Origin of the sequence: Bradyrhizobium sp. 160 (assembly GCF_023073735.1) — a bacterium.
Taxonomy (GTDB): Bacteria; Pseudomonadota; Alphaproteobacteria; order Rhizobiales; family Xanthobacteraceae; genus Bradyrhizobium.
In genome coordinates this window covers 129192-149055 of record NZ_JADPKD010000063.1, presented here as the reverse complement: position 1 = coordinate 149055, position 19864 = coordinate 129192, and the positions used below count along the sequence as shown (strand labels likewise).

Here is a 19864-nt window from a genome sequence, read left to right as displayed (position 1 = left end):
CCTTGCCGCAACGGTACGCCTGCTGCGCAGGCGCTACGCCGTGGGCAATGATGCGGCAGGCTTAGCCTATCCCTCATACTGATCCGGCCCCATCGCCCAGGCCGCCTCGTCATGTCCGTAAGCATAGTTCCGGTTGGTCAGCGCCGGGTTGCGATTCACCATCGGCCGCATGAACATCGGGTGGGTCGCGCTGCGCACCTCGTGCTCGACGGTGAAGAGGCGCTTGCCGCTATCGAGGTCGACGATGTCGCAAAACCGGTACTGGTATTGATTGTCCTCGCGGGAAATCAGATCGCGGGCCAGGAGCTTGCGATAGGGACCGGAGAAGTCGGTGATGTAGAACTGGACATGGTGGCCGTCATAGTCCGGCTGCGGCCGATCGGTCTCGCGGAACAACAGGTGCTGGTCGCGGCCCGTCTTCACCGCGGCCACCTTGCCCTCGCCGTTTCGCAAGTCGGCGGGCATGCCCAGGACTTCAGGATAGAACGCGCAGATGCCGGTTGCCGATCCCACCGGCACGTCGAACTCGACATAGGGAATCCCGAGCGCGATGCGCCCGAAGCGCGCGGCGTCGGGCTCGTAGCAGCGCAAGCGGTTGCCCCATGGACAAACCGCCTCGACATGGTCGTTGCGCTCGGCGAAGGTGAACGCGGTGCCCTCTAGCTTTTTGGCGACCGAAGCCAGCCGCGCGAGCAGCGCCTCGCGGCCGGCAATGACCAGCCCGACATGGCCGCGCAGCACCTGCGGCCTGCCGCTCGGCAAATGAAACTGGCTCCGTCCGGCGTTGATCCACATGTTGGTGTCCGACACCATCAGATAGGGATCGCGGGTCAGCCCGAGTCCTGCCACGTAGAACAGGGTGGCGAGGCGCTGATCGGGGACCTGGATGTTGACGTGCTCGAAATGGATCGCGTTGCCGAGATCTTCCTTGGAGCGATCGAATGGCTGCGGCATGGATGGGGGCACTGGCTGGGGCACGGAGTTCATATTAGAGCAAACTTCTCCGCCAGTCGAAATTGTTCGCGCACGGGCATCATGTCCATTGCCAAGCCTTGCTGGGGTCGCCAGTCGCTGCAGGCCGCACCGTGCGAGCAGGCGCCGGCGTGTGACGGGGGAAAAATTTTTGCGGAGCCCCCTTGAACAAAGATCGCTTTGTTCCTAGGTCGTTTGCCGCCCGGGGGCCGGTTCCGGACCCGGATTTTGGACATCGCTGAACCTAGCAAGGAGGATGTGCATGCATTTCCGCCCGTTGCACGACCGTGTGCTCGTGCGCCGCATCGATGCCGAGGAGAAGACCGCCGGCGGCATCATCATTCCCGACACCGCCAAGGAGAAGCCGCAGCAGGGCGAGATCATCGCCGCTGGGCCGGGGGCGCGTAACGAGCAAGGCCAGCTCGTGCCGCTCGACGTCAAGGTCGGTGACCGGGTGCTGTTCGGCAAATGGTCGGGCACCGAGGTCAAGATCGACGGCGAGGAGCTCTTGATCATGAAGGAAAGCGATCTTCTCGGCGTGGTCGAACAGGCCGGCACGCTGAAGAAGGCGGCGTAACACTGACAGTCATCGAACGGAAAGGAGTTTGCAAAAATGGCTGCCAAGGACGTGAAGTTCGCGACCGAGGCCCGCGAGCGCATGCTGCGGGGCGTCGATACACTGGCGAATGCGGTGAAGGTCACGCTCGGTCCAAAGGGACGCAACGTCGTCATCGAAAAGTCGTTCGGTGCGCCGCGCATCACCAAGGATGGCGTCACCGTCGCCAAGGAGATCGAACTGGAGGACAAGTTCGAGAATATGGGCGCACAGATGGTGCGCGAGGTCGCGTCAAAGACCAATGATCTTGCCGGAGACGGCACCACGACGGCGACTGTGCTGGCGCAGGCCATCGTCAAGGAGGGTGCCAAAGCAGTCGCCGCCGGGATGAACCCGATGGATCTCAAGCGCGGCATCGACCTTGCCGTGGATGCCATCGTGACGGACCTCAAATCGCACGCCAAGAAGGTTACCTCCAACGACGAGATTGCCCAGGTCGGCACCATTTCCGCCAATGGCGATACCGAGATCGGGCGCTTCCTGGCCGAGGCCATGCAGAAGGTCGGCAATGAGGGCGTGATCACGGTCGAAGAAGCCAAGAGCCTCCACACCGAGCTCGAGGTGGTCGAGGGCATGCAGTTCGATCGCGGCTACGTCTCGCCCTACTTTGTCACCAATCCGGAGAAGATGCGGGTCGAGCTCGAAGACCCCTATGTGCTGATCCACGAGAAGAAGCTGTCGGGCCTGCAGACGATGCTGCCGCTGCTCGAACAGGTCGTGCAATCGGGCAAGCCGCTGCTGATCATCGCAGAGGAGGTCGAGGGCGAGGCGCTGGCGACATTGGTCGTCAACCGTCTGCGCGGCGGTCTGAAGGTTGCCGCCGTCAAGGCGCCGGGCTTTGGCGACCGCCGCAAGGCGATGCTGGAGGACATCGCGATCCTCACCGGCGGCACCGTGATCTCCGAAGATCTCGGCATCAAGCTGGAGAACGTCTCGGTGAAGATGCTGGGCCGCGCCAAGAAGGTCGTCATTGACAAGGAGAACACCACGATCGTCGACGGGGCCGGCGCCAAGAAGGACATCGAGGCGAGAAGCCAGCAGATCAGGACCCAGATCGAGGAAACCACCTCGGATTACGACCGCGAGAAGCTCCAGGAGCGGCTGGCCAAACTCGCCGGCGGCGTCGCGGTGATCCGCGTCGGCGGCGCGACCGAGGTCGAGGTGAAGGAACGCAAGGACCGCGTCGACGACGCGCTGCATGCGACCCGGGCCGCGGTCGAGGAGGGCATTCTGCCTGGCGGCGGCGTGGCCCTGCTGCGCTCCCTCAAGGCGCTCGAGGGCGTCAACACCGCCAATGCCGACCAGAAGGCCGGCGTGGATATCGTGCGTCGCGCAATCCAGGTGCCGGCTCGTCAGATCGTGCAGAATGCAGGCGAGGACGGCTCCGTCATCGTCGGCAAGCTCCTCGAGAACCAGACCTACACTTGGGGCTTCAATGCGGCGACCGGCGAGTACCAGGACATGGTGCAGGCCGGCGTGATCGATCCTGCCAAGGTGGTGCGCACGGCCCTGCAGGACGCGGCCTCGGTTGCTTCGCTGCTCATCACGACCGAAGCGCTGGTCGCCGACCAGCCGAAGAAGACGGAAGCGGCAAGCGCTCCCGCGATGGACTTCTGAGACGAGCGAGCCCGGCCCAGCGGCCGGGCTCGTTCTCCATGAGCTGTCACGATCGATTGAATCTGTTTTCGAACGATAGGAGGATGAGATGATCAAGGATCGTACGTTCTCCGCTCGCGCGGAGAACGCCCGAACAATGCTGCGGCACCTCGCCGCGCTGGCCGTTGGTGCCGGCCTTTCCCTCGTGCCCTTTGCGGCCTACGGCGCCGAAAGTCCCGGTTCTGTCAGGAACGCGCCAGACAGTTTCGAACAGCTCGCGTTGCCGCCGATCCTGTACCTGGACACGATGCCCTGGCAGAATTGGGAGCGGGCCAATGCAACCATGAAGGTGGATACATTGCTGTCGCCGGTCCTGGGACCATCAGGCATCCGGCTCGATCTCGCGCCGCCGGATCGGGTCCGAACACAGCCTGCCATGAGCTGACAGCGGAGCGGCCGGCCGGCCGCTCCGGACGTCACGCGGCCGCTCACTGCCGCGAACCGAAAGGAGGATGATCAGAGATGAGAGGCGTTATCGCTGCCATTGCCTTGTTGGGGATGCTCAATGCGCTTCAGGCCAAAGAGGCGGACTCTCCGCGCGCAGAGGCGCGGATTTCGGCCGAGCCCGCCCGGCAGCTCGCTACCAGTTCCGTTGCAACGTCTCGGAGCAATGCTGAAAAAGTGCGCCAGAATGGGCGCAGAAGCGCTGACTTTTCTGCGGAACGTATCGTCCCCGACATCTGCAGAGGATGCTGATCGGCCTTGGCCGATCAGCATCCGTTTCGCGCTCATCTAATGTATCGCAAGGGTCGGATCGGCCAGGGCCGCGCAGACCTTCGCCTTGATCCGTTGCAACGCGCGCTGCTCGATCTGGCGGATTCGCTCGCGCGAGATGCCGAACTTGCCGGCGAGCGCGTCCAACGTCTTGTGCGGCTCGTCCAAAAATCGTGCTTCGATGATGCTGCGCTCCCGTGGCGACAGGGCAGCAATGGCGTCCGTGAGGGCAGCTTTCTTTCGTTCACGATCGGCTGCTTCCAGCAGCAGACTTTCAGGATCGGGGGAGGGATCCACGAGACGATCCTGCCATTCATCGCCTTCTGTCTCGACGCTGAGCGGCACGTTGAGCGAGATGTCGCCGCGCAACCTGCCATTCATCTCGACCACGTCGTCCTCCTTCACCTCGAGACTATCGGCGATATATCTGAGCTGGTCGGCGCGCAGATCGCCATCCTCGGCCATGCCAAGCCTGCGCTTCAGCTTGCGGAGATTGAAGAAAAGCTTCTTCTGCGCCGCGGTGGTGCCCAGCTTGACCAGCGACCATGATCTCAGGATGAATTCCTGCACTGATGCCCTGATCCACCAGGAGGCATAAGTCGCAAGCCGGAAGCCTTTCTCCGGATCGAACCGCTTGACGGCGAGCATCAGTCCGACGTTAGCCTCCGAGATGAGGTCGGCGATTGCCAAGCCGTAGCGGCGATGCTGCAGCGCAATCTTGGCTGCCAGCCGCAGGTGGCTCGTCACCAGCCGATAGGCCGCGTCACGATCGCCGCAATCGCGCAAGCGCCGGGCGTATTCGGCTTCTTCCGACGCTTCGAGCAGCGGAAATCGATGGATCTCCTTTAGGTAGCGGGATAGCCCGCCTTCGGAATGGATCGCGGGAAGTGATGAGGCAAGTAACATCGCGCACCCCCCCTCACGAACATCGTTCGCGCCGATCGGGGGCGCGCTGCTGATCAATGTGGGAGTGGCGAAGAAGCGCCGAAAGCGGCAGAGCTGGGAGCGCGGCGATTTTGGCGGGCCGCGCGGTCGTAGCGCAGGCAGGTTTCATGTCCAAATCCTCAATCGAGCAAGATGGTCAGAATCACCACCAGCCTCACTCGCTGAGCCCGAACTTGGCACCCAGACGCTCTCGGGCCGGTGGACGCATTTAGAATTTGAAAATCGGCGGAAGGTTCCGACTTGAATGTTGCATGCTGAAACTGGCAAAGGAGCGGCCTGCCCCTTCTCCGATGCAGACAGCCTCTTGAAACCTGAGGCCTTCGTTCCAATTTGGTCCACGCACGTGGTGGAGTTCTGCGAATGCCATTCGCGTGCCCGGCAGGTCGGTTGGCCCCCTTCGCCTGGTGCGCATGTCTGGTTAGTGGGATGGATGATTATCGTGATCTTGTCAGCGCGGCTCTTGCGCTGTTCTGCGCCGGCGTGATGTTGGTGGCCGGCCATCTCTTGATCGAATGGCACGCCAGGCATGCCGAGCCCGGCATAGAGATCGAGGCGCCGAAGAGCGGAGGCTCGCCTTCGCCGCTCCTCTCGAACGGCTCGCCGCCAAATGGGAAGATGATCGAATTATCAACAGAGGTCAGGCGGAAGCGGCCTACTTGAGCTGTCTTGCGCCATGAAGGTCAAATCGCACGCAGCCCCTCCTTGGGCATTTCGTGGATCAGCGCATCGATATCGCTCTGCTCCAGTGTCTCCCGTTCCAAAAGCTTCTTCGCGGCGCGGTCCAGGATCGGCCGCCGCGTGTTCAGGATGCCCTGGGTGCGCTGGAAGACTTGATCGACAATGGCTTTCACCTCGCGGTCGACTGCGGCCGCAGTTTCTTCCGCATAGTCGCGCTCGCGAACCGGATAGGGACGGTCGGCGCCGGCAAGGAAGTTGCCGGGATCGCGTTCATAGGCGACGCTGCCCAGTCTCTCGGACATGCCGTACCGCGTCACCATGCTGCGGGCGATGTCGGTCACGCGCCGCAGATCGTCGGCCGCACCGGTGGACAGGTGTCCGAACACGATCAGCTCCGCGGCGCGGCCGCCGAGCAGCACCGCCATCTTGTTCTCCAGCTCCTCCTTGGTCATCAGGAAGCGGTCTTCGATCGGTCGCTGAATGGTGTAGCCGAGCGCGCCCACACCGCGCGGGATGATCGAGACCTTGTGCACGGGATCCGTCCCCGGCAGCGACAGCGCGACGAGGGCGTGCCCCATCTCGTGATAGGCGACGATCTCGCGTTCCTTGGCGTTGAGCAGGCGATTGCGTTTTTCGAGGCCGGCGACCATGCGCTCGACCGCATTGTTGAAGTCACTCATGCTCACCGCATCAGCCGCGCGGCGCGTCGCCAGCAGCGCCGCTTCATTGACCAGATTGGCGAGGTCCGCACCCGTGAAACCCGGGGTGAGCGCGGCAACGGCGTCCGCATCGACGCCTGCCGCCAGCCGCACTTTCTTCATGTGCACCTTGAGGATCTCTATACGGCCCTTTTTGTCGGGCCGGTCGACCAGCACCTGCCGGTCGAAGCGTCCGGCGCGGAGCAAGGCGGGATCGAGGATTTCGGGCCGGTTGGTGGCGGCGAGGATGACGAGCCCGGAGCGCGAATCGAAACCGTCGAGCTCGACGAGCAGCTGGTTGAGCGTTTGCTCCTTCTCATCATGGCCGCCGGCGAAAGGGCCGATGCCGCGGGCCCGGCCAAGCGCATCGAGCTCGTCGATGAAGATGATGGCCGGCGCCTTCTCATGCGCCTGCTGGAACAGGTCCCGCACACGCGCGGCGCCGACGCCGACGAACATCTCGACGAACTCCGAACCCGAGATCGAGAAGAATGGCACTCTGGCCTCGCCGGCGACGGCCTTGGCCAGCAGGGTCTTGCCTGTGCCCGGCGGGCCGACCAGAAGCACGCCTTTCGGCATGCGGCCGCCGAGGCGGCTATAATCGGTCGGGTTCTTCAGGAAATCGACGACCTCGCGAAGCTCGTCCTTGGCTTCGTCGACCCCGGCGACGTCGGCAAAGGTGACCCCGGTATTGGACTCGACATAGACCTTGGCCTTGCTCTTGCCGATGGCCATCAATCCGCCGCCGATCCCGCCGCCTTCCGCCATGCGGCGGCCGATGTACCACCACAGGCCGAAGAACAGCAGCACGGGCATGACCCACGACAAAAGGTCGCGCAGGAACGTGCTCTCGATCTGCCCGGTGAAACGGACGTTGTATTTCTCCAGCTCCTGCGCAACGTCCTGGTCGACACGCGTGGTGACGAATTGTTTCTGGCCGCCCGGCAGCGGCTCCTTCAGCGTGCCCTGCAGGGTGCGGTCGGAGATGCCCACGCTATCGACCTTCCCCTGACGCAGGAGCTGCTGGTATTCGCTAAAGGGGATCACGGCTATCTGGTGGGCCGCGGAGATCAGGTGCTGGATCAAGAAGACCGCGAAGATTGCGGCGACAGCATACCCAAGATTGAAGCGGACATTCTTGTTCATGCGAAAGCCAGGTGCGATATTGTTGCGCAGCCGGGTAGCCTCGAGGCGCGTTTTTTAGCGCGCTCGTTTGGGCCCGGTACGCATCCGGACCTGCATCGTACCGACAGAACTTTTCCCGCCGCCATCTGTTCCTGGCAGACCAACTGCGCTCGCGGTGAGAGGTACTCGCATCCGCAGGGGCGTGTTCAGGCATGGCGACGTAAGATAGCGATAAGGCCCGGTTGCAGGCCGGGCCTTATCTCAGCTCACCAGGGATACCAATAGGGATACGCCGCCGGATAATAGCGGACGGTCCGATAGTATCGGGGTCCATAATAGACCGGCGGACCATAGACCGGCTCATAATAAACCGGCGGTGCAGTCGCGGCAGCCAATGCTCCGGTGAACAGGCCGAGCGCGACGGCCGGACCGATGCCTGGACCACCCCAGTGATGATAGCCTCGCCAGTGGGCCGAAGCCGGCGCAACCGTTCCGATGAGGAGCGTTGCTGCCGCGGCGATTGCAAGAGCAAGCTTTCTCATGTGACTTCCCTCGACTACGCGCCCGCGAAAGCGCGGGCTTCCCAATCCTCTGCATGAGTTCCGTTTTGCCGAACACGCGGCCCGGCAGCATCAAAATTTAGGATTGGCCGGGGCGAGTTCAAGTCTCGTGCTTTCTGCTCCTTTGCGGATCCGACGTTTGGTCGCACTGCCGAACGTGCTCGGCCTCCCTTGCCGTGGCGGCCAGCCGCTGTAGTTTGGAGCGCAAATATCAGGGGGGAAGCGATCGATGGGAGGAGTTCTGCAAGGCGTCCGCGTGCTCGATTTCGGGCGCTATATCGCGGGGCCCTATTGCGCGACATTGCTGGCCGAATTCGGCGCCGAGGTCATTCGCGTCGAAAAGCGCGACGGCAGCGAGGATCGCTTCGTGGCACCGGTCGGCGAAGATGGCGAAGGCGCGCTGTTTCTCCAGATCAACCGCAACAAGAAATGCATCACGCTCGATCCGATGAAGGAGGAGGGGCAGGAGGTGATGCGCCGCCTGGTTGTCACCGCGGACGTGGTCGTCGCCAATCTGCCGCCGCAGACCCTGCGCGCGATGAAGCTCGACTACGCGTCGTTGCAGACGATCAAGCCCGACATCATTCTGACCACGGCGACCGCGTTCGGCGGGCCGGGGCCCTGGTCCGACCGGGTCGGCTTCGATGGCGTGGGGCAGGTGATGTCGGGGGCGGTGTACATGACCGGCGCAGGCGATCCGCCGTATCGGGCCGCGGTGAACTGGGTCGATTTCGGCACGGCGCTGCACTGCGCGTTCGGAACGCTTGCCGCGCTGATCGAGCGCGGCAAATCCGGGTGCGGGCAGATCGTCGAGGGCGCGCTGCTCGCAACCGCTTTGTCCTTCACCAATGCCACCTTGATCGAGCAGGCCGTCATCAACGTCAATCGCGTGCCGACCGGCAACCTCGGCCAGACCGCGGCGCCAGCCGACATCTACCGCACCAAGGACGGCTGGGTGCTGTGCCAGGTCACGGGTCAGCCGCTGTTCAAGCGCTGGGCGAGGCTGATGGGCGAGGAGGAGCTGTGGCTGAACGACCCGCGCTTTGCCGACGACATCAGCCGCGGCAACAACGGCCCCGTCATCAGCGAGCGGATGGCGCGCTGGTGCGCCGAGCGCACCACGCAGGAGGCGGTCGACACCCTGGGCCAGGCCATGATTCCGACCGGACCTGTCCTCAGCCCGCAACAGGCGCTGGACCACCCGCACATTCGCGCCGCCGGCTTCATGCAGGACGTCGACTATCCGGGCCTGCCGAAGCCGGCACCGACCGCCCGCGCCGCCGTGCGGCTGTCGGAGACGCCGGGCGAAATCGCAACGCGCCCGCCGACGCTGGGCGAGCACACCGATCTCGTCCTCACCGAGCTCGGCTACGATGGGGCCGCGATCGCGGCGCTTCGGCGAGATGGCGTCATCTAGACCATGACAGGAGGGCGCAGCCGATCCGAAGGCTGCGAGCACGCCCGCCACTGAACACTCCGCGGCGAAAAACCGGTTAGAGCGGCGCAAAGGTCTTGCAAGGAGGGAGCAAAAAAATCGATCGCGGACGCTCGCGTCCGGCGGACAAACGGAACGAGGCGGGGAGCGGCGAAGGAGCATCTTGACAGCGTGACAAGCCGGAATATTTTTCACGCCGGAAGAACCGTCTTTCGATATATCGAAATCAAGAGGACCGTGGAAAGACCGTCAGGAGTGACGATGATGCTCGACCAGGATCTGGCCCGCATTCGTGCGCACCGAAGCAACCTCCAGCGCTATCGGCGCCTGCTGAAGACGAAGCTCTCAGACATCGAACGCCAGTTCATCGACCGACGGCTCGCCGAAGAGCAGGCCGCGCTCGAGGCGCTTGCCGCCGATGTTTTTCCCGCCGCGTTCACGCTGCCGAATATGCAATCGGCTTCCGCCGCGATGGGAGCGGAACGATGAGCGACGTCCGCAACCTCCTCATCCGCGGCAGCGAGAAGGTGATCCAGCACTATCGCCTGCTGCTGGCCAGCGCGAAGACCGAAAGCGAGCGCCAGCTCTATCGGAGCCGGATCGAGCGAGAGCAGCGCCTGCTCGAGACGCTGCAAGACGGTGTCCCCCAGCGATCGGCGGCATGAGGTCCCACGCTGGTGTAGCGACAATCAGGTGCAGCGCAGTGTGGCCGGGCGCTACAGCAATTGCTTCAACGCCCGGGCATCCGCCGGCGCCGCGCTCTTCTGGTCATTGTCGAAATAAACATAGACGTCGCAGCCCTGCCGCTTCCACGATTTGATACGTCGCGCCCATTGCGCCAGCATGGCCTTGGTATAGTGCCCGTGATAGCGCCCGCTCGGCCCGTGTCCGCGCACATAGACGAAATCCGCCGTGCGCTTCCAGGGCGCCGGCGCATCGTGATGATCCGACAGGCACAGCGAGATGTTCTCGTCGGCCAGCATGCGCAGGATGCGCGGCTGGTACCAGCTCGGATGACGGAATTCGAAGCTGTAGCGCCGTTTCCTCGACAACAGCTTGAAGAAGGCGGCGAGGCGGTCCGCGTTCGCCTCGAATTGCGGCGGAAGCTGGAACAGGATCGGGCCGGCCTTGCCGCCCAGCCGTGAGATGCGATCCTCCATCAGCTCGAGGCTGTTGACGGAGCGGTCCGACAGGCGCTTCCAATGCGTGATGAATTTCGACGCCTTCCAGGCGAAGACGAAATCGCGGCCGGTCTGCTCGCGCCACCCCTTCACCGCTTCCGGCGTCGGCGTGCGGTAAAACACGCCGTTCAGCTCGGTGGTATCGAACTGTCCGGCGTAGTAGCCAAGCTGCTGCTTCAGCGGCAGGCCTTCGGGAAAGAACGGTCCTCGCCAGGAATCGTAGTGCCAGCCGGAGGTGCCGATCAGAACGCGCGCCATGTTTCACGTGCCATCCGTTGCCATTTGCCGGAGGGAACGTCCGCGCGGCCGATACGTTGCTCGTGAGCTTGATCAACGCAGGACCGAACCGATGTACGCGCTGTTCGAAGGCAACAAGCAGATCGGGGATCCCTTTCCGACCGAGAAAGAGGTGTGGGAGGCCGCCTTGATCGAGGGATTGGTGACCGACGTCCCGGTCGCCGACGAGGAGGGCGGCGGCCGGCTGCTGCCTGCCGGCTATCATGTCGAGCGGGTGGAAGAGGTTTGCGAGCCGCGGCCGGACTGGAAGCTGCCGCGCGAGATCTCCTGAATAGGCCCGCGCCTAATTCGACGCCAGCGCCATCTTGGCGACCTCGGCCATCCAGCCAGATGCGACGGGGAGGATCGCGTCGTTGAAATCGTAGCGCGGGCCGTGCAGCTCCGCACCGTCCCGCAAGTCCCCGTTGCCGATCCAGACGAAGGCGCCCGGCCGCTGCTGGAGATAGAATGCAAAGTCCTCGCCGGCCATGCTGGGCGCGAGGTCGCGCCGCACGGGAGCCTGCACCTTCTCCGCGGCGATGCGAGCAAGCTCCGCTTCGGCCGGCGTGTTGATCACCACACCCACACCCCAGACGATCTCGGGCGTGACCGTGACGCCGAAGCTCGTCGCAATCCCGGCGCAGGTGCGCTCGATCCCCTCGAGGATGGTGTCCTTGACCGCGTCGCGATGGTACCGCAGCGTGCCGCGGATCACGACGCGTCCGGCGATCTGGTTCGGCGCGGTGCCGCCTTCGATGGTGCAGAGCGAGACCACTGCGGTGTCGAGCGGATCGACGCTGCGCGAGGTGATCGATTGCAGCGCCACGATCAGATGGCCGGCCGCCACCACCGGATCGCGCGTCAGATGCGGCATGCCGGCATGTCCGGCATGGCCCTCGATGGTGATGGTGATGCGCCCGCCCGAGGCCATGACGACGCCGTCATGCACCGCGATGGTGCCGGCCGCAAGGCCCGGCCAGTTGTGAAAGCCGAACACCCGCTCCATCGGAAAGCGGTCGAACAGCCCGGCCGCGACCATCGCGCGCGAGCCACCAAAGCCTTCCTCGGCCGGCTGGAAGATGAAATCCACCGTGCCGCTCCAATCGGTGTCGGCGGCGAGCAGTGCTGCTGCGCCGAGCAGCGAGGCGGTATGCCCGTCATGGCCGCAGGCATGCATCACGCCGGGAGTTTTTGAGGCGTAGGGCAGGCCGCTGTCCTCGGTGATCGGCAGCGCATCCATGTCGGCGCGCAGGCCGACGCGCCTCTGCGCATGCCCGCGCATCAACGTCGCGACGATGCCGTGGCCGCCAATGCCTGAGACGAAGGAAATGCCGAGCTCGGTGAGCCTGTCCTGCACGAAGGCAGAGGTCTCCTTCTCCTGCAGGGACAATTCGGGATGCGCATGCAGGTGGCGGCGCCACGCGGTCAGTTTCTGGTGCAGCTCGGGTGTCAAGGCAGGGCTCTTGAGTGATGTCGGTTGTCGCCATCATATCGAAGTTTGCGACCCACGCATCTAGCAGGGGGGAATAGCACGCGTGCAGCAACGATGAACGGCATGATTGGTGATGGAGCAATCGTGGCGCGGGCTCCACTTCACCTCTCCCCTTTGCGGGAGAGGTCGGCGCTTAGCGCCGGGTGAGGGTTCTTTCGCCTGGGGGGTTGTCTCCCCAACCCTCTCCCGCAAGCGGGAGAGGGAGCGCACCTCGTTCGCGGCCGCGATTGTGCCCTACGCCGCCAGCTTCGCCAGCCCCTTCCAGTCAAAACCGACGCCGTGGCCGGGACGATCCGGCGCCAGTGCCATGCCGTCCTTCAGCACCAGCGGATGCTCGATATAGGCGTCGAGCCCGAAACCATGCGCCTCCAGATAGGAGCGGTTCGGGCAGGCCGCGAGCAGATGCACGGTGATGTCATGCGCGCCGTGGCTGGTGACGGGCAGGTTGAAGGCCTCCGCCAGCCGCGCGATCTTCATGAACGCACTCACCCCGCCGCAATTGGTGACGTCGGGCTCGGGATAGGACACCGCGGCATTGGCGATGTAGTTCTTGAACTCCCACAGCGAACGCAGATTCTCGCCCGCTGCGATCGGCACACAGCCCTCCTGCATGATCCGCGCGTGGCCTGCGACGTCATCGGGGATGATCGGCTCCTCGAGCCAGGTGAGGTCGAAGGGCTGAAGCGCGCGGGCGGCGCGGATGGCCTCCTCGACGGTCCATTTCATATTGGCGTCCGCCATCAGCGGAAAACCGTCGCCGAGATGTTGTCGCATCGCGGAGACGCGCGCGATGTCGGATTTCAGGTCGGGCCGGCCGACCTTCATCTTGATGGCGCGAAATCCCTTGGCGAGATTGCCGTCGGTCTGCTTGAGCAGCGCCTCCAAGGAAAGATCGAGGTCGATGCCGCCGGCATAGCACGGCACGGCAGCGTCAAAACCGCCGAGCAGACGGAACAGCGGCAGCTTCGCGCGCCGCGCCTTCAGATCCCACAGCGCGATGTCGAGCGCGGAGAGCGCCAGCACCACCGGCCCGCCGCGGCCGCCATAGTGCAGGGCCCACCAGACATGATGCCATATCGCCTCGGTGTCCTCCGCCTCGCGGCCCTCGATGAGCGGTGCAATTTCGCGCTTGAGGATATCCGCAGTCGCCCCGCCATTGCGTCCGACCGTGTAAGTGTAGCCCACGCCTTCGGCACCGTCAGCATCGCGGATGCGGCAGGTGATCAGCTCGAACGCCGCCATCTCGCCATGCATGGAATCGGAGAGCGTAACGGGCAGCGGGATCCGGAACAGTCCGGTCTCGATCGTCGCGATGCGTGCCATGTTTCCTTCCTGCGCTTTTCACGCAGGCTAGGGCGATGTGCGCGCCCCCGCAAGCGCGCACCGTGCAAGGCAGCTCACCGCATCGTCGCGAGCTGCACGGCCAGCGCACAGGCGCGGTCGTATTCGTCAAGATTGATCCACTCGTCGATGGTGTGCGCCTCGTTCTGGCCGGCGCCGAAGGTCACCGTCGGAATGCCGTGGCGGACCATCCAGTTGGCATCCAGGCCGCCATTGGCGGCGCGGACGTTCGGGGTTCCGCCGATCGCGGACACCGCCGCGATCGCGCGTTTGACCACGGGCAGGCTCTCCTTCATGCGGAACGGATAATAGTCGGTCTCGGCCTTGAATTTGACCCGACCGGACTTGCCTTGCGCGTTGGTGACCTTCTTGGCGGCCTTCTCGAACGCGGCCTTGTAGGACCTGGTGATCTCTTTGAAGAATTTTCCGTCGTGGCTGCGGCTCTCGCCGCGCACATGCACGTAGTCTGTGACCACATTGGTGGCATCGCCGGCGGGGCGGCCCTCGCCGCCGGTGACGGGACCGACATTGCTGGTGCCTTGCCGCTTGCCCTTCACCACCTTGCCGAACCAGCCGCCGGCCTTCACCTCGGCAAGTGCGACCGCCATGATCATCGTCGAGGAGATGCCGCGCTCCGGCGCGACGCCGGCATGCGAGGCGCGGCCGAAGATCTCGACGGTCCAACGGTCGGCGCCGACCGCGCCGATGACGACGTTGGAGGCCGAGCCGCCGTCATAGTTGAATGCCATCACCGGCGCGCCGAGCTCGTCGAGCTTGACGTGGCGCGCGCCGTAGAGCCCGCTCTCCTCGCGCACGCAGAACAGCAGCGTGATCGGCGGATGATCGAGCTTCTGCTTGGCAAGCTCCGCGGCCAGCGTCACCAGCACGCCGCAGCCGCAGCGATTGTCGCCGCCGAGCGCGGTCCTGGCCTCGTTCACGATCTTGCGCCCCGATTTCTTCGGCTTGGCGCCGGCGCAGAGCGGCACGGTGTCCATGTGGGTCATGAACATGATGCGTGGCTGGTTGTGCAGCGCGCCGCGGCCGGGCAGGTCGACGATGAGGTTGCCGGTCTCGGTCGGCACGGGAATGCGCGTGTTGGCACGTCGAGCCGGATCGCCTTCGCCGGCACGCCGCTCTCCCTCAGCGCGGCCGCGAGCTCACGCCCGATCGCCGCCTCCTGTCCCGTCACGCCCTCGACAGAGAGGAAGCGCATGAGGCGGTCGGTGGCGGCTTTGGTGTCGACAGGCATGAATGATTCCTTTGGCGAGCGGGGCGCGTCATCCTATGGGCTTGGCGCGGTGTAAGCCAAGAAGATCAGCACGCCGAATGCGAGCATGGCAGCCATGAACAGCAGCACCGCCGGCAGCCCGGCGAGCGCCGCCACCGCACCGGTGACCGACTGCATCAAGGCCGCGCCGAGAAAGAACGCGAGGTTCACGGCTGCGAGCGCCTTGCCCGCTGTCTGCGCATCGACCAGCTGCCGGGACATGCCGAACAGCAGCGGCTGCGCAGAGGTCGCAAGGCCAATGAGCACGAACAGCACGAGATCGTATTGCGGCGGCATCATCGGAAGGCCGAACAGCACGGAGACCGCGTAATGCGGTGCCCCCAACGCCATCAGCGCCAACAACAGCGCCCCGACCATATGCGTGCCTGCCACAAGCGCGCGGCGGCGGCCCAGCCTGCGGTCGATCATACCGATGCACAGCGGGCCGGCGATCATCGCCAGCGTGAACGCGCCGAGCTGGTTGCCGGCTTCGACCCGCGACAGGTCCTTGACCTGCATCAGCCACGGACCGCCCCACAGGCCGCGCAGCACCAGCGAGGTCGCCAGCGACACCAGCGCCAGTGCGATCAGGCCGCGCAGGGGCCGCGACAGTCCGAGCCGGAGCACCTCGATCATCTGCGACAGCGGCGAGGACTCGTCCTTGTGCTCGGCCGCCTGGTGCGGCACCAGCGCGACCACGGCGAGCGCCACCGCGACGCCGCCAGCCGCGGAGATCCAGAACCCGGCGCGCCAGCCCCAAGTGTCGACCACGAAGGCGAGCGGGCTCGACGACAACAGCATGCCGATATTGCCGATCGAGAGGATCGCGCCAGACCATAGGCCGAAGCGACTTGCCGACAATTGCTTGGCCGCCAGCGTCATCGGGCACATCAGCATGCCCGAGGTGGCAACGCCGAGCAGCACCTGCCCGACGGCAAAGCTCGCAGGTCCGGCCGCAAACCCCGACGCGATGGCGCCGATCACGGTACCCGCGAGCAGGCTGAGCGAAACGGGGCGCACACCGAAGCGGTCCATCGCCGCCCCGACCGGGATCTGCGCCGCGGCAAAAGCGAAAGGATAGACCGAGGTGAGGCTGGCGAGCGCCTGCGGCTCGATATGGAAATCCGCCGCCATCAGGTCGAGGCTGACCGCAGGAATCGTGCGCAGCAACGTGGAAAGCATGTGCCCGCAGGCGAGCGCGAGCAGCGCGAAGATCAGCGCGCGGGTGCCATCTCCCGCGTCATCCGTGGCAGCGGTCGTCATGAGCGTCCCGTCCCTGGAAGGTTTCAGATCGGCGTACATGATCGTCGGGCGGACGCCAATGGCGGCAGCGGGACCCCCTCATTCCCGAATGTGGCTTCTGGATCACCGCGCGAAATGACCAGGTGCAGACAGCCGGCAATCAGCATGGCGCTTGCCGAGCGCCGGCCGTCACGCCGACGCGCTTGGCAGGCGTTCAGGCTGCGGACGGTTTGTGAACCAGGACGGACGCCAGGACGTTATACTCGGGAAAAACGTGGTATCCTGCCAGGCAGGAAGCGCCATGATCTGCGGCAGCAGCGGCAATGTCTTCGTCCGAGAGTCCAAGTCAGACGACCAGCGACGCGGCCCGCCGAGAGCGGAGAAGGAGCAATTCGTTACTGTTGGTCCTCGCCGTTGGATTTCTTGTTTTTGGCGTCGCGGCGGGTGCACTCTATTATGCGTTACGGCCGGACATTCTGCGGATCGCCGTTGGACCGCCGGGCAGCGACGACTACAAAACAATTCAGGCGATGGCCGATGCCTTCGGCAGCGAAAGCCGAACGATCAGGCTGGCTCCGATCAAGACCGAAGGGGCGGTGGAGTCTCTCGCCCTGCTTGGAGCGGGCAAGGCAGATCTTGCCGTCGGCCGCGGCGATCTGGAAATGCCCGCCGAGGCGCAGACCGTTGCAGTCGTGCGTAAGAATTTCGTCGTGCTATGGGCGCCGTCTGGACTTGCCGGCAAGAACTCCAAAAGAAAACCCTCGCCGAAAATCAAGGAAGTCGCCGATCTCGCCGGACGCCGTGTCGGCGTGATCGGGCGGACCCCGGTGAACGCCGCGTTGCTGCGGGTCATCCTGAGCGCGTCCGGAGTACAGGCGGACAAGGTCGCGGTGGCGCAATTTGGCACTGACCAAATCGAGGAACTAGCACGCGATCTCACCCTGGATGCATTCATGGCGGTCGGGCCCCTCGACAGCAAGATCACATCCGATGCGGTGGCCGCAACGGCGCGGGTGCGCGGCGAGCCGAAGTTTCTCCCCATCGAGACATCGGAAGCGATCGCCCTGAAGCACCCCCGCTATGAATCCGAGGAGATTCCGCCCAGCGTCTTCAATGCGGATCCGGCTTGGCCGGATGACAAAGTTGAGACGGTCAGCGTCAGCCACCTCATCGTGGCGAGAAAGAGCTTGCCCGAAACGACGGTCGCCGCGTTTTTCCGGCAGCTCTTTGCCGTTCGTCAGGCGATTGCGAGGCAGGTCCCCGGTGCGGCACACATCACCAAGCCGGACCTCGAGAAGGACTCCGAGCTGCAGGTACATCGGGGAGCGGCCGCCGTCATTGACGGCAATGAACGCACCTTCCTCGATCGCTATGGCGATTACTTCTGGTTCGGGCTCCTGCTTCTCTCCGGAATCGGCTCGGCCGCCGCCTGGTTGCGCCGCTATTTGAACCGCGACGAAAGGGAGGATAACACCAGCCATCGCAAGAGAATCCTGGCCATGGTTTCCAGCGCGCGGACCGCGGAATCCAACCAGGAACTACTGGCCCTGCAGCGTGAGGCCGATGCCATCATCGCCGAGACGCTCGAGTGCTACGATGACGGTGCTATCGAGGAAGAGGAGCTCGCGGCATTCGGGCTGGTGCTCGACCTCTTGAGCAATGCCATTGCCGAGAGGCGAGCCGCGCTGCAACGGGCTAGCTTCGAAACCGTTCGCGGCGCGGCAACAAGCCATGGCGTCACGCCGCGCGGATAAGGGCAGCCATCTGAACCTGTCGTAGCGGGCTCCGCGGCGCCTGCGACGGCTGCCATTCGCCGCCTCGCCGTACTCACTTCCCTTCTTGAGTGGCCTTCCGGTCGGCGGACGCAGGAACCAAAAAGACATCGTCGCTCTTACCTCGGTCAGGAGACCTACTCATGCTGTCCTCAAAACCGCCACGGCCCATTCGCACAACGCTCGATCTTGCGAACGCAGAGCAGGTCAAGTCTGTACGCAGGCGGCTTCGCATCTCAGCTACCGATCTGGTCAGGATCGTCGACAAGATCGGCAACTCTCTAACAGCCATAGAGAAGGAAGTGGAGCTCGAAAAGCTCACCGTTCAGCAGTGTAATGCCAAGAACGCGCCCACGACCCTCGAATAAATTTCGAGTCATCCCGTCGAAAAAGGAGAATTGCTATGAACGGCCTGATTTACCTCATAGGCCTAGTCGTTGTGATCGCGGCCATTCTTTCGTTCTTTGGCTTGCGATGACGGTCTCGGTCCTGCAGGCTGACGCACCGCCGATCCGGTGAAATCGTTCGCAATTTCGCGTGCAGCAAATGGTTGATCCGCACCAGGTGAATACCATCATAGCCACGACGATTTGTGCGTTCTTCAAGGGACATCCTGACGCCCAAATCGGAGCGGAAGAAGCCAAGCTGCTGGCCAAGCAGATCACTGAAGCGCTGAACGGGGCTGGGCTGCAGATTGCTGCCGTCAATGAGATCACGCCGCGCTAGCCCTGCCGCTGGTGGGGATTTAGCTCGATGCGTGGAGATCGGGCTTGGCGGCGGCGGCGGCAGCCGTGCATCGTTCGGCGCGAGATCGAACATGTGCGCACCGTTTGGGGCACCGTCGGGTCATTTGTCGGCCAGGATCGTCGGATCCGGGGCTGAGCGCTAGCTCCGTTCGAATGTATCGACGTTCGTTGTCACGGCGCGCCACCAATTCACCGCTTTCAGCTTCGCCGGCTCGCCCTCGCTGGAGGCGCTCAGCGCTTGGTCTGCAATCACGACCCAGGCGGTCTCCATCTTTCCGTGACGCAACAGTCCGGTGTAGGAGACGGCCCGGTCGCCCGTCGCAGACGAGCCCACCGCGACAAAGGCGATGCAATTGCCCTTGTGAAACCCGGTGATCGGCACCGCTTGCCCGTAAAAGCCGCTGTCTTCGAGCGCGGTCTCGAAATTCCCCTCGATGCGGCCGTTCGCATCATCAGTGATGCGCAAGATGGAGCCGAATTGATTTCGCCAATTGCCGACCCAGGCCATCTCGGTTCCCATGCCGGTTCTCCTACGCTCGTCCATTTGGCTCGGCGCGCAGCCGGGCAGCCTGTCCACTTCCTTCGCGACGCCGCCCGGCTCTGGCTGATCTTGCTGCCCCTTCGAACGCCTCGAGAGGCGCGACGGTGCTTCAGCCGGAGATCGCGCCCGCGTGCTGTCCGCCTGCCTGTGAAATCCCATGCAGCGCCTTCGCGGCACCGTCGCCCGGCTTGCACACGGCGATGTCGCCGAGCGAGATGATGCCGACCAGCCGCTTGTCTCGATTGAGCACGGGCAGCCGCCGCACCTGGATGTCGGCCATGTTGCGGGTGACCTCGTCGATGTCCTGGTCGTCGAAACAATATTTGACGTCTGCCGTCATGACGTCACGGACCGGCGCATCCGGTCCCAAGCCCATCGCGACACCTCGCGTGGCGATATCGCGATCTGAGATCATGCCGACCAGGCGGTCATCGTCGGTGACCGGCAACAGCCCGACATTGAGCGCCGCCATCGCCTCGGCGGCCTCCCTGATGGTGTCTTGGGGTGTGCAAAGCTGCACGTCGTGGGTCATTGCGTCGCTAACTCTCATTGGAAACCTCCATCGCTGATAGGCCGCCAACAAAAATCGCTGGCGGTCGTTCCTCCG

21 protein-coding genes and 1 pseudogene are annotated in these 19864 nt (G+C 64.2%); 11 read left to right on the top strand and 11 right to left on the bottom strand.

What is annotated here, in order from left to right; genetic code table 11:
• Window positions 1-66: 66 nt before the first annotated feature.
• Window positions 67-954, bottom strand: a complete 888-nt coding sequence (locus IVA98_RS26315; protein WP_247303184.1) for a VOC family protein — start codon at window positions 952-954, stop codon at window positions 67-69.
• Window positions 955-1234: 280 nt separating this feature from the next.
• Here IVA98_RS26315 and groES point away from each other — a divergent pair, with 280 nt between their 5' ends.
• The 3 genes from groES (at window position 1235) to IVA98_RS26300 (ending at window position 3629) form a co-directional block, all read left to right on the top strand.
• On the top strand, window positions 1235-1549 hold the full coding sequence (groES, locus tag IVA98_RS26310; RefSeq protein WP_247279209.1) for a co-chaperone GroES: 315 nt from the start codon (window positions 1235-1237) through the stop codon (window positions 1547-1549).
• A 36-nt stretch (window positions 1550-1585) separates the two neighbouring features.
• Window positions 1586-3205, top strand: a complete 1620-nt coding sequence (gene groL, locus IVA98_RS26305; RefSeq protein ID WP_247303182.1) for a chaperonin GroEL — start codon at window positions 1586-1588, stop codon at window positions 3203-3205.
• Between the two features lie 88 nt (window positions 3206-3293).
• Window positions 3294-3629 (top strand): hypothetical protein, encoded by a 336-nt coding sequence (locus IVA98_RS26300; RefSeq protein WP_247333053.1) that lies wholly within the window; start codon window positions 3294-3296, stop codon window positions 3627-3629.
• Window positions 3630-3976: 347 nt separating this feature from the next.
• Here the strand turns inward: IVA98_RS26300 and rpoH are convergent, their stop codons facing one another.
• Complete coding sequence (gene rpoH, locus IVA98_RS26295) at window positions 3977-4864, bottom strand: RNA polymerase sigma factor RpoH (RefSeq protein WP_247303180.1); 888 nt, start codon at window positions 4862-4864, stop codon at window positions 3977-3979.
• Between the two features lie 465 nt (window positions 4865-5329).
• On the opposite strand from rpoH, the gene IVA98_RS26290 reads away from it, so the two are divergent.
• Window positions 5330-5563 (top strand): hypothetical protein, encoded by a 234-nt coding sequence (locus tag IVA98_RS26290; protein ID WP_247303179.1) that lies wholly within the window; start codon window positions 5330-5332, stop codon window positions 5561-5563.
• Between the two features lie 20 nt (window positions 5564-5583).
• Here IVA98_RS26290 and ftsH read toward each other — a convergent pair whose 3' ends face one another.
• Together ftsH and IVA98_RS26280 are read right to left on the bottom strand one after the other, a co-directional pair.
• Complete coding sequence (ftsH, locus tag IVA98_RS26285; protein WP_247303178.1) at window positions 5584-7425, bottom strand: ATP-dependent zinc metalloprotease FtsH; 1842 nt, start codon at window positions 7423-7425, stop codon at window positions 5584-5586.
• 245 nt (window positions 7426-7670) lie between these two features.
• The gene (locus IVA98_RS26280; protein WP_247303177.1) at window positions 7671-7946 is read right to left on the bottom strand and encodes a hypothetical protein; all 276 of its coding nucleotides are present in this window, start codon (window positions 7944-7946) and stop codon (window positions 7671-7673) included.
• 247 nt (window positions 7947-8193) lie between these two features.
• On the opposite strand from IVA98_RS26280, the gene IVA98_RS26275 reads away from it, so the two are divergent.
• From IVA98_RS26275 to IVA98_RS26265, 3 genes are all read left to right on the top strand, one after another.
• Entirely contained in the window at window positions 8194-9381 is a 1188-nt protein-coding gene (locus tag IVA98_RS26275; RefSeq protein ID WP_247303176.1) for a CaiB/BaiF CoA transferase family protein, read from the top strand.
• Between the two features lie 279 nt (window positions 9382-9660).
• A complete protein-coding gene (locus IVA98_RS26270) occupies window positions 9661-9888 on the top strand; it encodes a hypothetical protein (protein WP_524536413.1) in 228 nt (75 codons plus the stop codon).
• On the top strand, window positions 9885-10064 hold the full coding sequence (locus IVA98_RS26265) for a hypothetical protein (protein ID WP_247279214.1): 180 nt from the start codon (window positions 9885-9887) through the stop codon (window positions 10062-10064). The genes IVA98_RS26270 and IVA98_RS26265 overlap by 4 nt, the downstream gene beginning before the upstream one ends.
• Before the next feature lie 51 nt (window positions 10065-10115).
• Here IVA98_RS26265 and IVA98_RS26260 read toward each other — a convergent pair whose 3' ends face one another.
• Window positions 10116-10838: a DUF72 domain-containing protein gene (locus IVA98_RS26260; RefSeq protein WP_247303174.1), complete on the bottom strand. Its 723-nt coding sequence runs from the start codon at window positions 10836-10838 to the stop codon at window positions 10116-10118.
• 91 nt (window positions 10839-10929) lie between these two features.
• Here IVA98_RS26260 and IVA98_RS26255 point away from each other — a divergent pair, with 91 nt between their 5' ends.
• Window positions 10930-11148 carry a hypothetical protein gene (locus IVA98_RS26255; protein ID WP_247279216.1) on the top strand — a complete coding sequence of 73 codons (219 nt, stop codon included), beginning with the start codon at window positions 10930-10932 and terminating at the stop codon, window positions 11146-11148.
• 12 nt (window positions 11149-11160) lie between these two features.
• On the opposite strand, the gene IVA98_RS26250 is transcribed toward IVA98_RS26255, so the two are convergent.
• From IVA98_RS26250 to IVA98_RS26235, 4 genes and pseudogenes are all read right to left on the bottom strand, one after another.
• A complete protein-coding gene (locus IVA98_RS26250) occupies window positions 11161-12309 on the bottom strand; it encodes an amidohydrolase (protein ID WP_247333054.1) in 1149 nt (382 codons plus the stop codon).
• Between the two features lie 273 nt (window positions 12310-12582).
• Window positions 12583-13671: a mandelate racemase/muconate lactonizing enzyme family protein gene (locus tag IVA98_RS26245; RefSeq protein WP_247303169.1), complete on the bottom strand. Its 1089-nt coding sequence runs from the start codon at window positions 13669-13671 to the stop codon at window positions 12583-12585.
• 74 nt (window positions 13672-13745) lie between these two features.
• A pseudogene (locus IVA98_RS26240) lies at window positions 13746-14938 on the bottom strand (M20/M25/M40 family metallo-hydrolase).
• A gap of 33 nt (window positions 14939-14971) precedes the next feature.
• The gene (locus IVA98_RS26235; protein ID WP_247355751.1) at window positions 14972-16219 is read right to left on the bottom strand and encodes an MFS transporter; all 1248 of its coding nucleotides are present in this window, start codon (window positions 16217-16219) and stop codon (window positions 14972-14974) included.
• 302 nt (window positions 16220-16521) lie between these two features.
• Here IVA98_RS26235 and IVA98_RS26230 point away from each other — a divergent pair, with 302 nt between their 5' ends.
• From IVA98_RS26230 to IVA98_RS26220, 3 genes are all read left to right on the top strand, one after another.
• Entirely contained in the window at window positions 16522-17952 is a 1431-nt protein-coding gene (locus IVA98_RS26230; protein ID WP_247303163.1) for a TAXI family TRAP transporter solute-binding subunit, read from the top strand.
• Between the two features lie 161 nt (window positions 17953-18113).
• On the top strand, window positions 18114-18338 hold the full coding sequence (locus tag IVA98_RS26225) for a DUF3606 domain-containing protein (RefSeq protein WP_247303160.1): 225 nt from the start codon (window positions 18114-18116) through the stop codon (window positions 18336-18338).
• 178 nt (window positions 18339-18516) lie between these two features.
• On the top strand, window positions 18517-18696 hold the full coding sequence (locus IVA98_RS26220; RefSeq protein ID WP_247279223.1) for a hypothetical protein: 180 nt from the start codon (window positions 18517-18519) through the stop codon (window positions 18694-18696).
• A gap of 159 nt (window positions 18697-18855) precedes the next feature.
• Here the strand turns inward: IVA98_RS26220 and IVA98_RS26215 are convergent, their stop codons facing one another.
• Together IVA98_RS26215 and IVA98_RS26210 are read right to left on the bottom strand one after the other, a co-directional pair.
• Window positions 18856-19236: an avidin/streptavidin family protein gene (locus IVA98_RS26215; RefSeq protein ID WP_247333055.1), complete on the bottom strand. Its 381-nt coding sequence runs from the start codon at window positions 19234-19236 to the stop codon at window positions 18856-18858.
• Window positions 19237-19366: 130 nt separating this feature from the next.
• The gene (locus IVA98_RS26210) at window positions 19367-19807 is read right to left on the bottom strand and encodes a CBS domain-containing protein (RefSeq protein ID WP_247303156.1); all 441 of its coding nucleotides are present in this window, start codon (window positions 19805-19807) and stop codon (window positions 19367-19369) included.
• Window positions 19808-19864 lie beyond the last annotated feature (57 nt).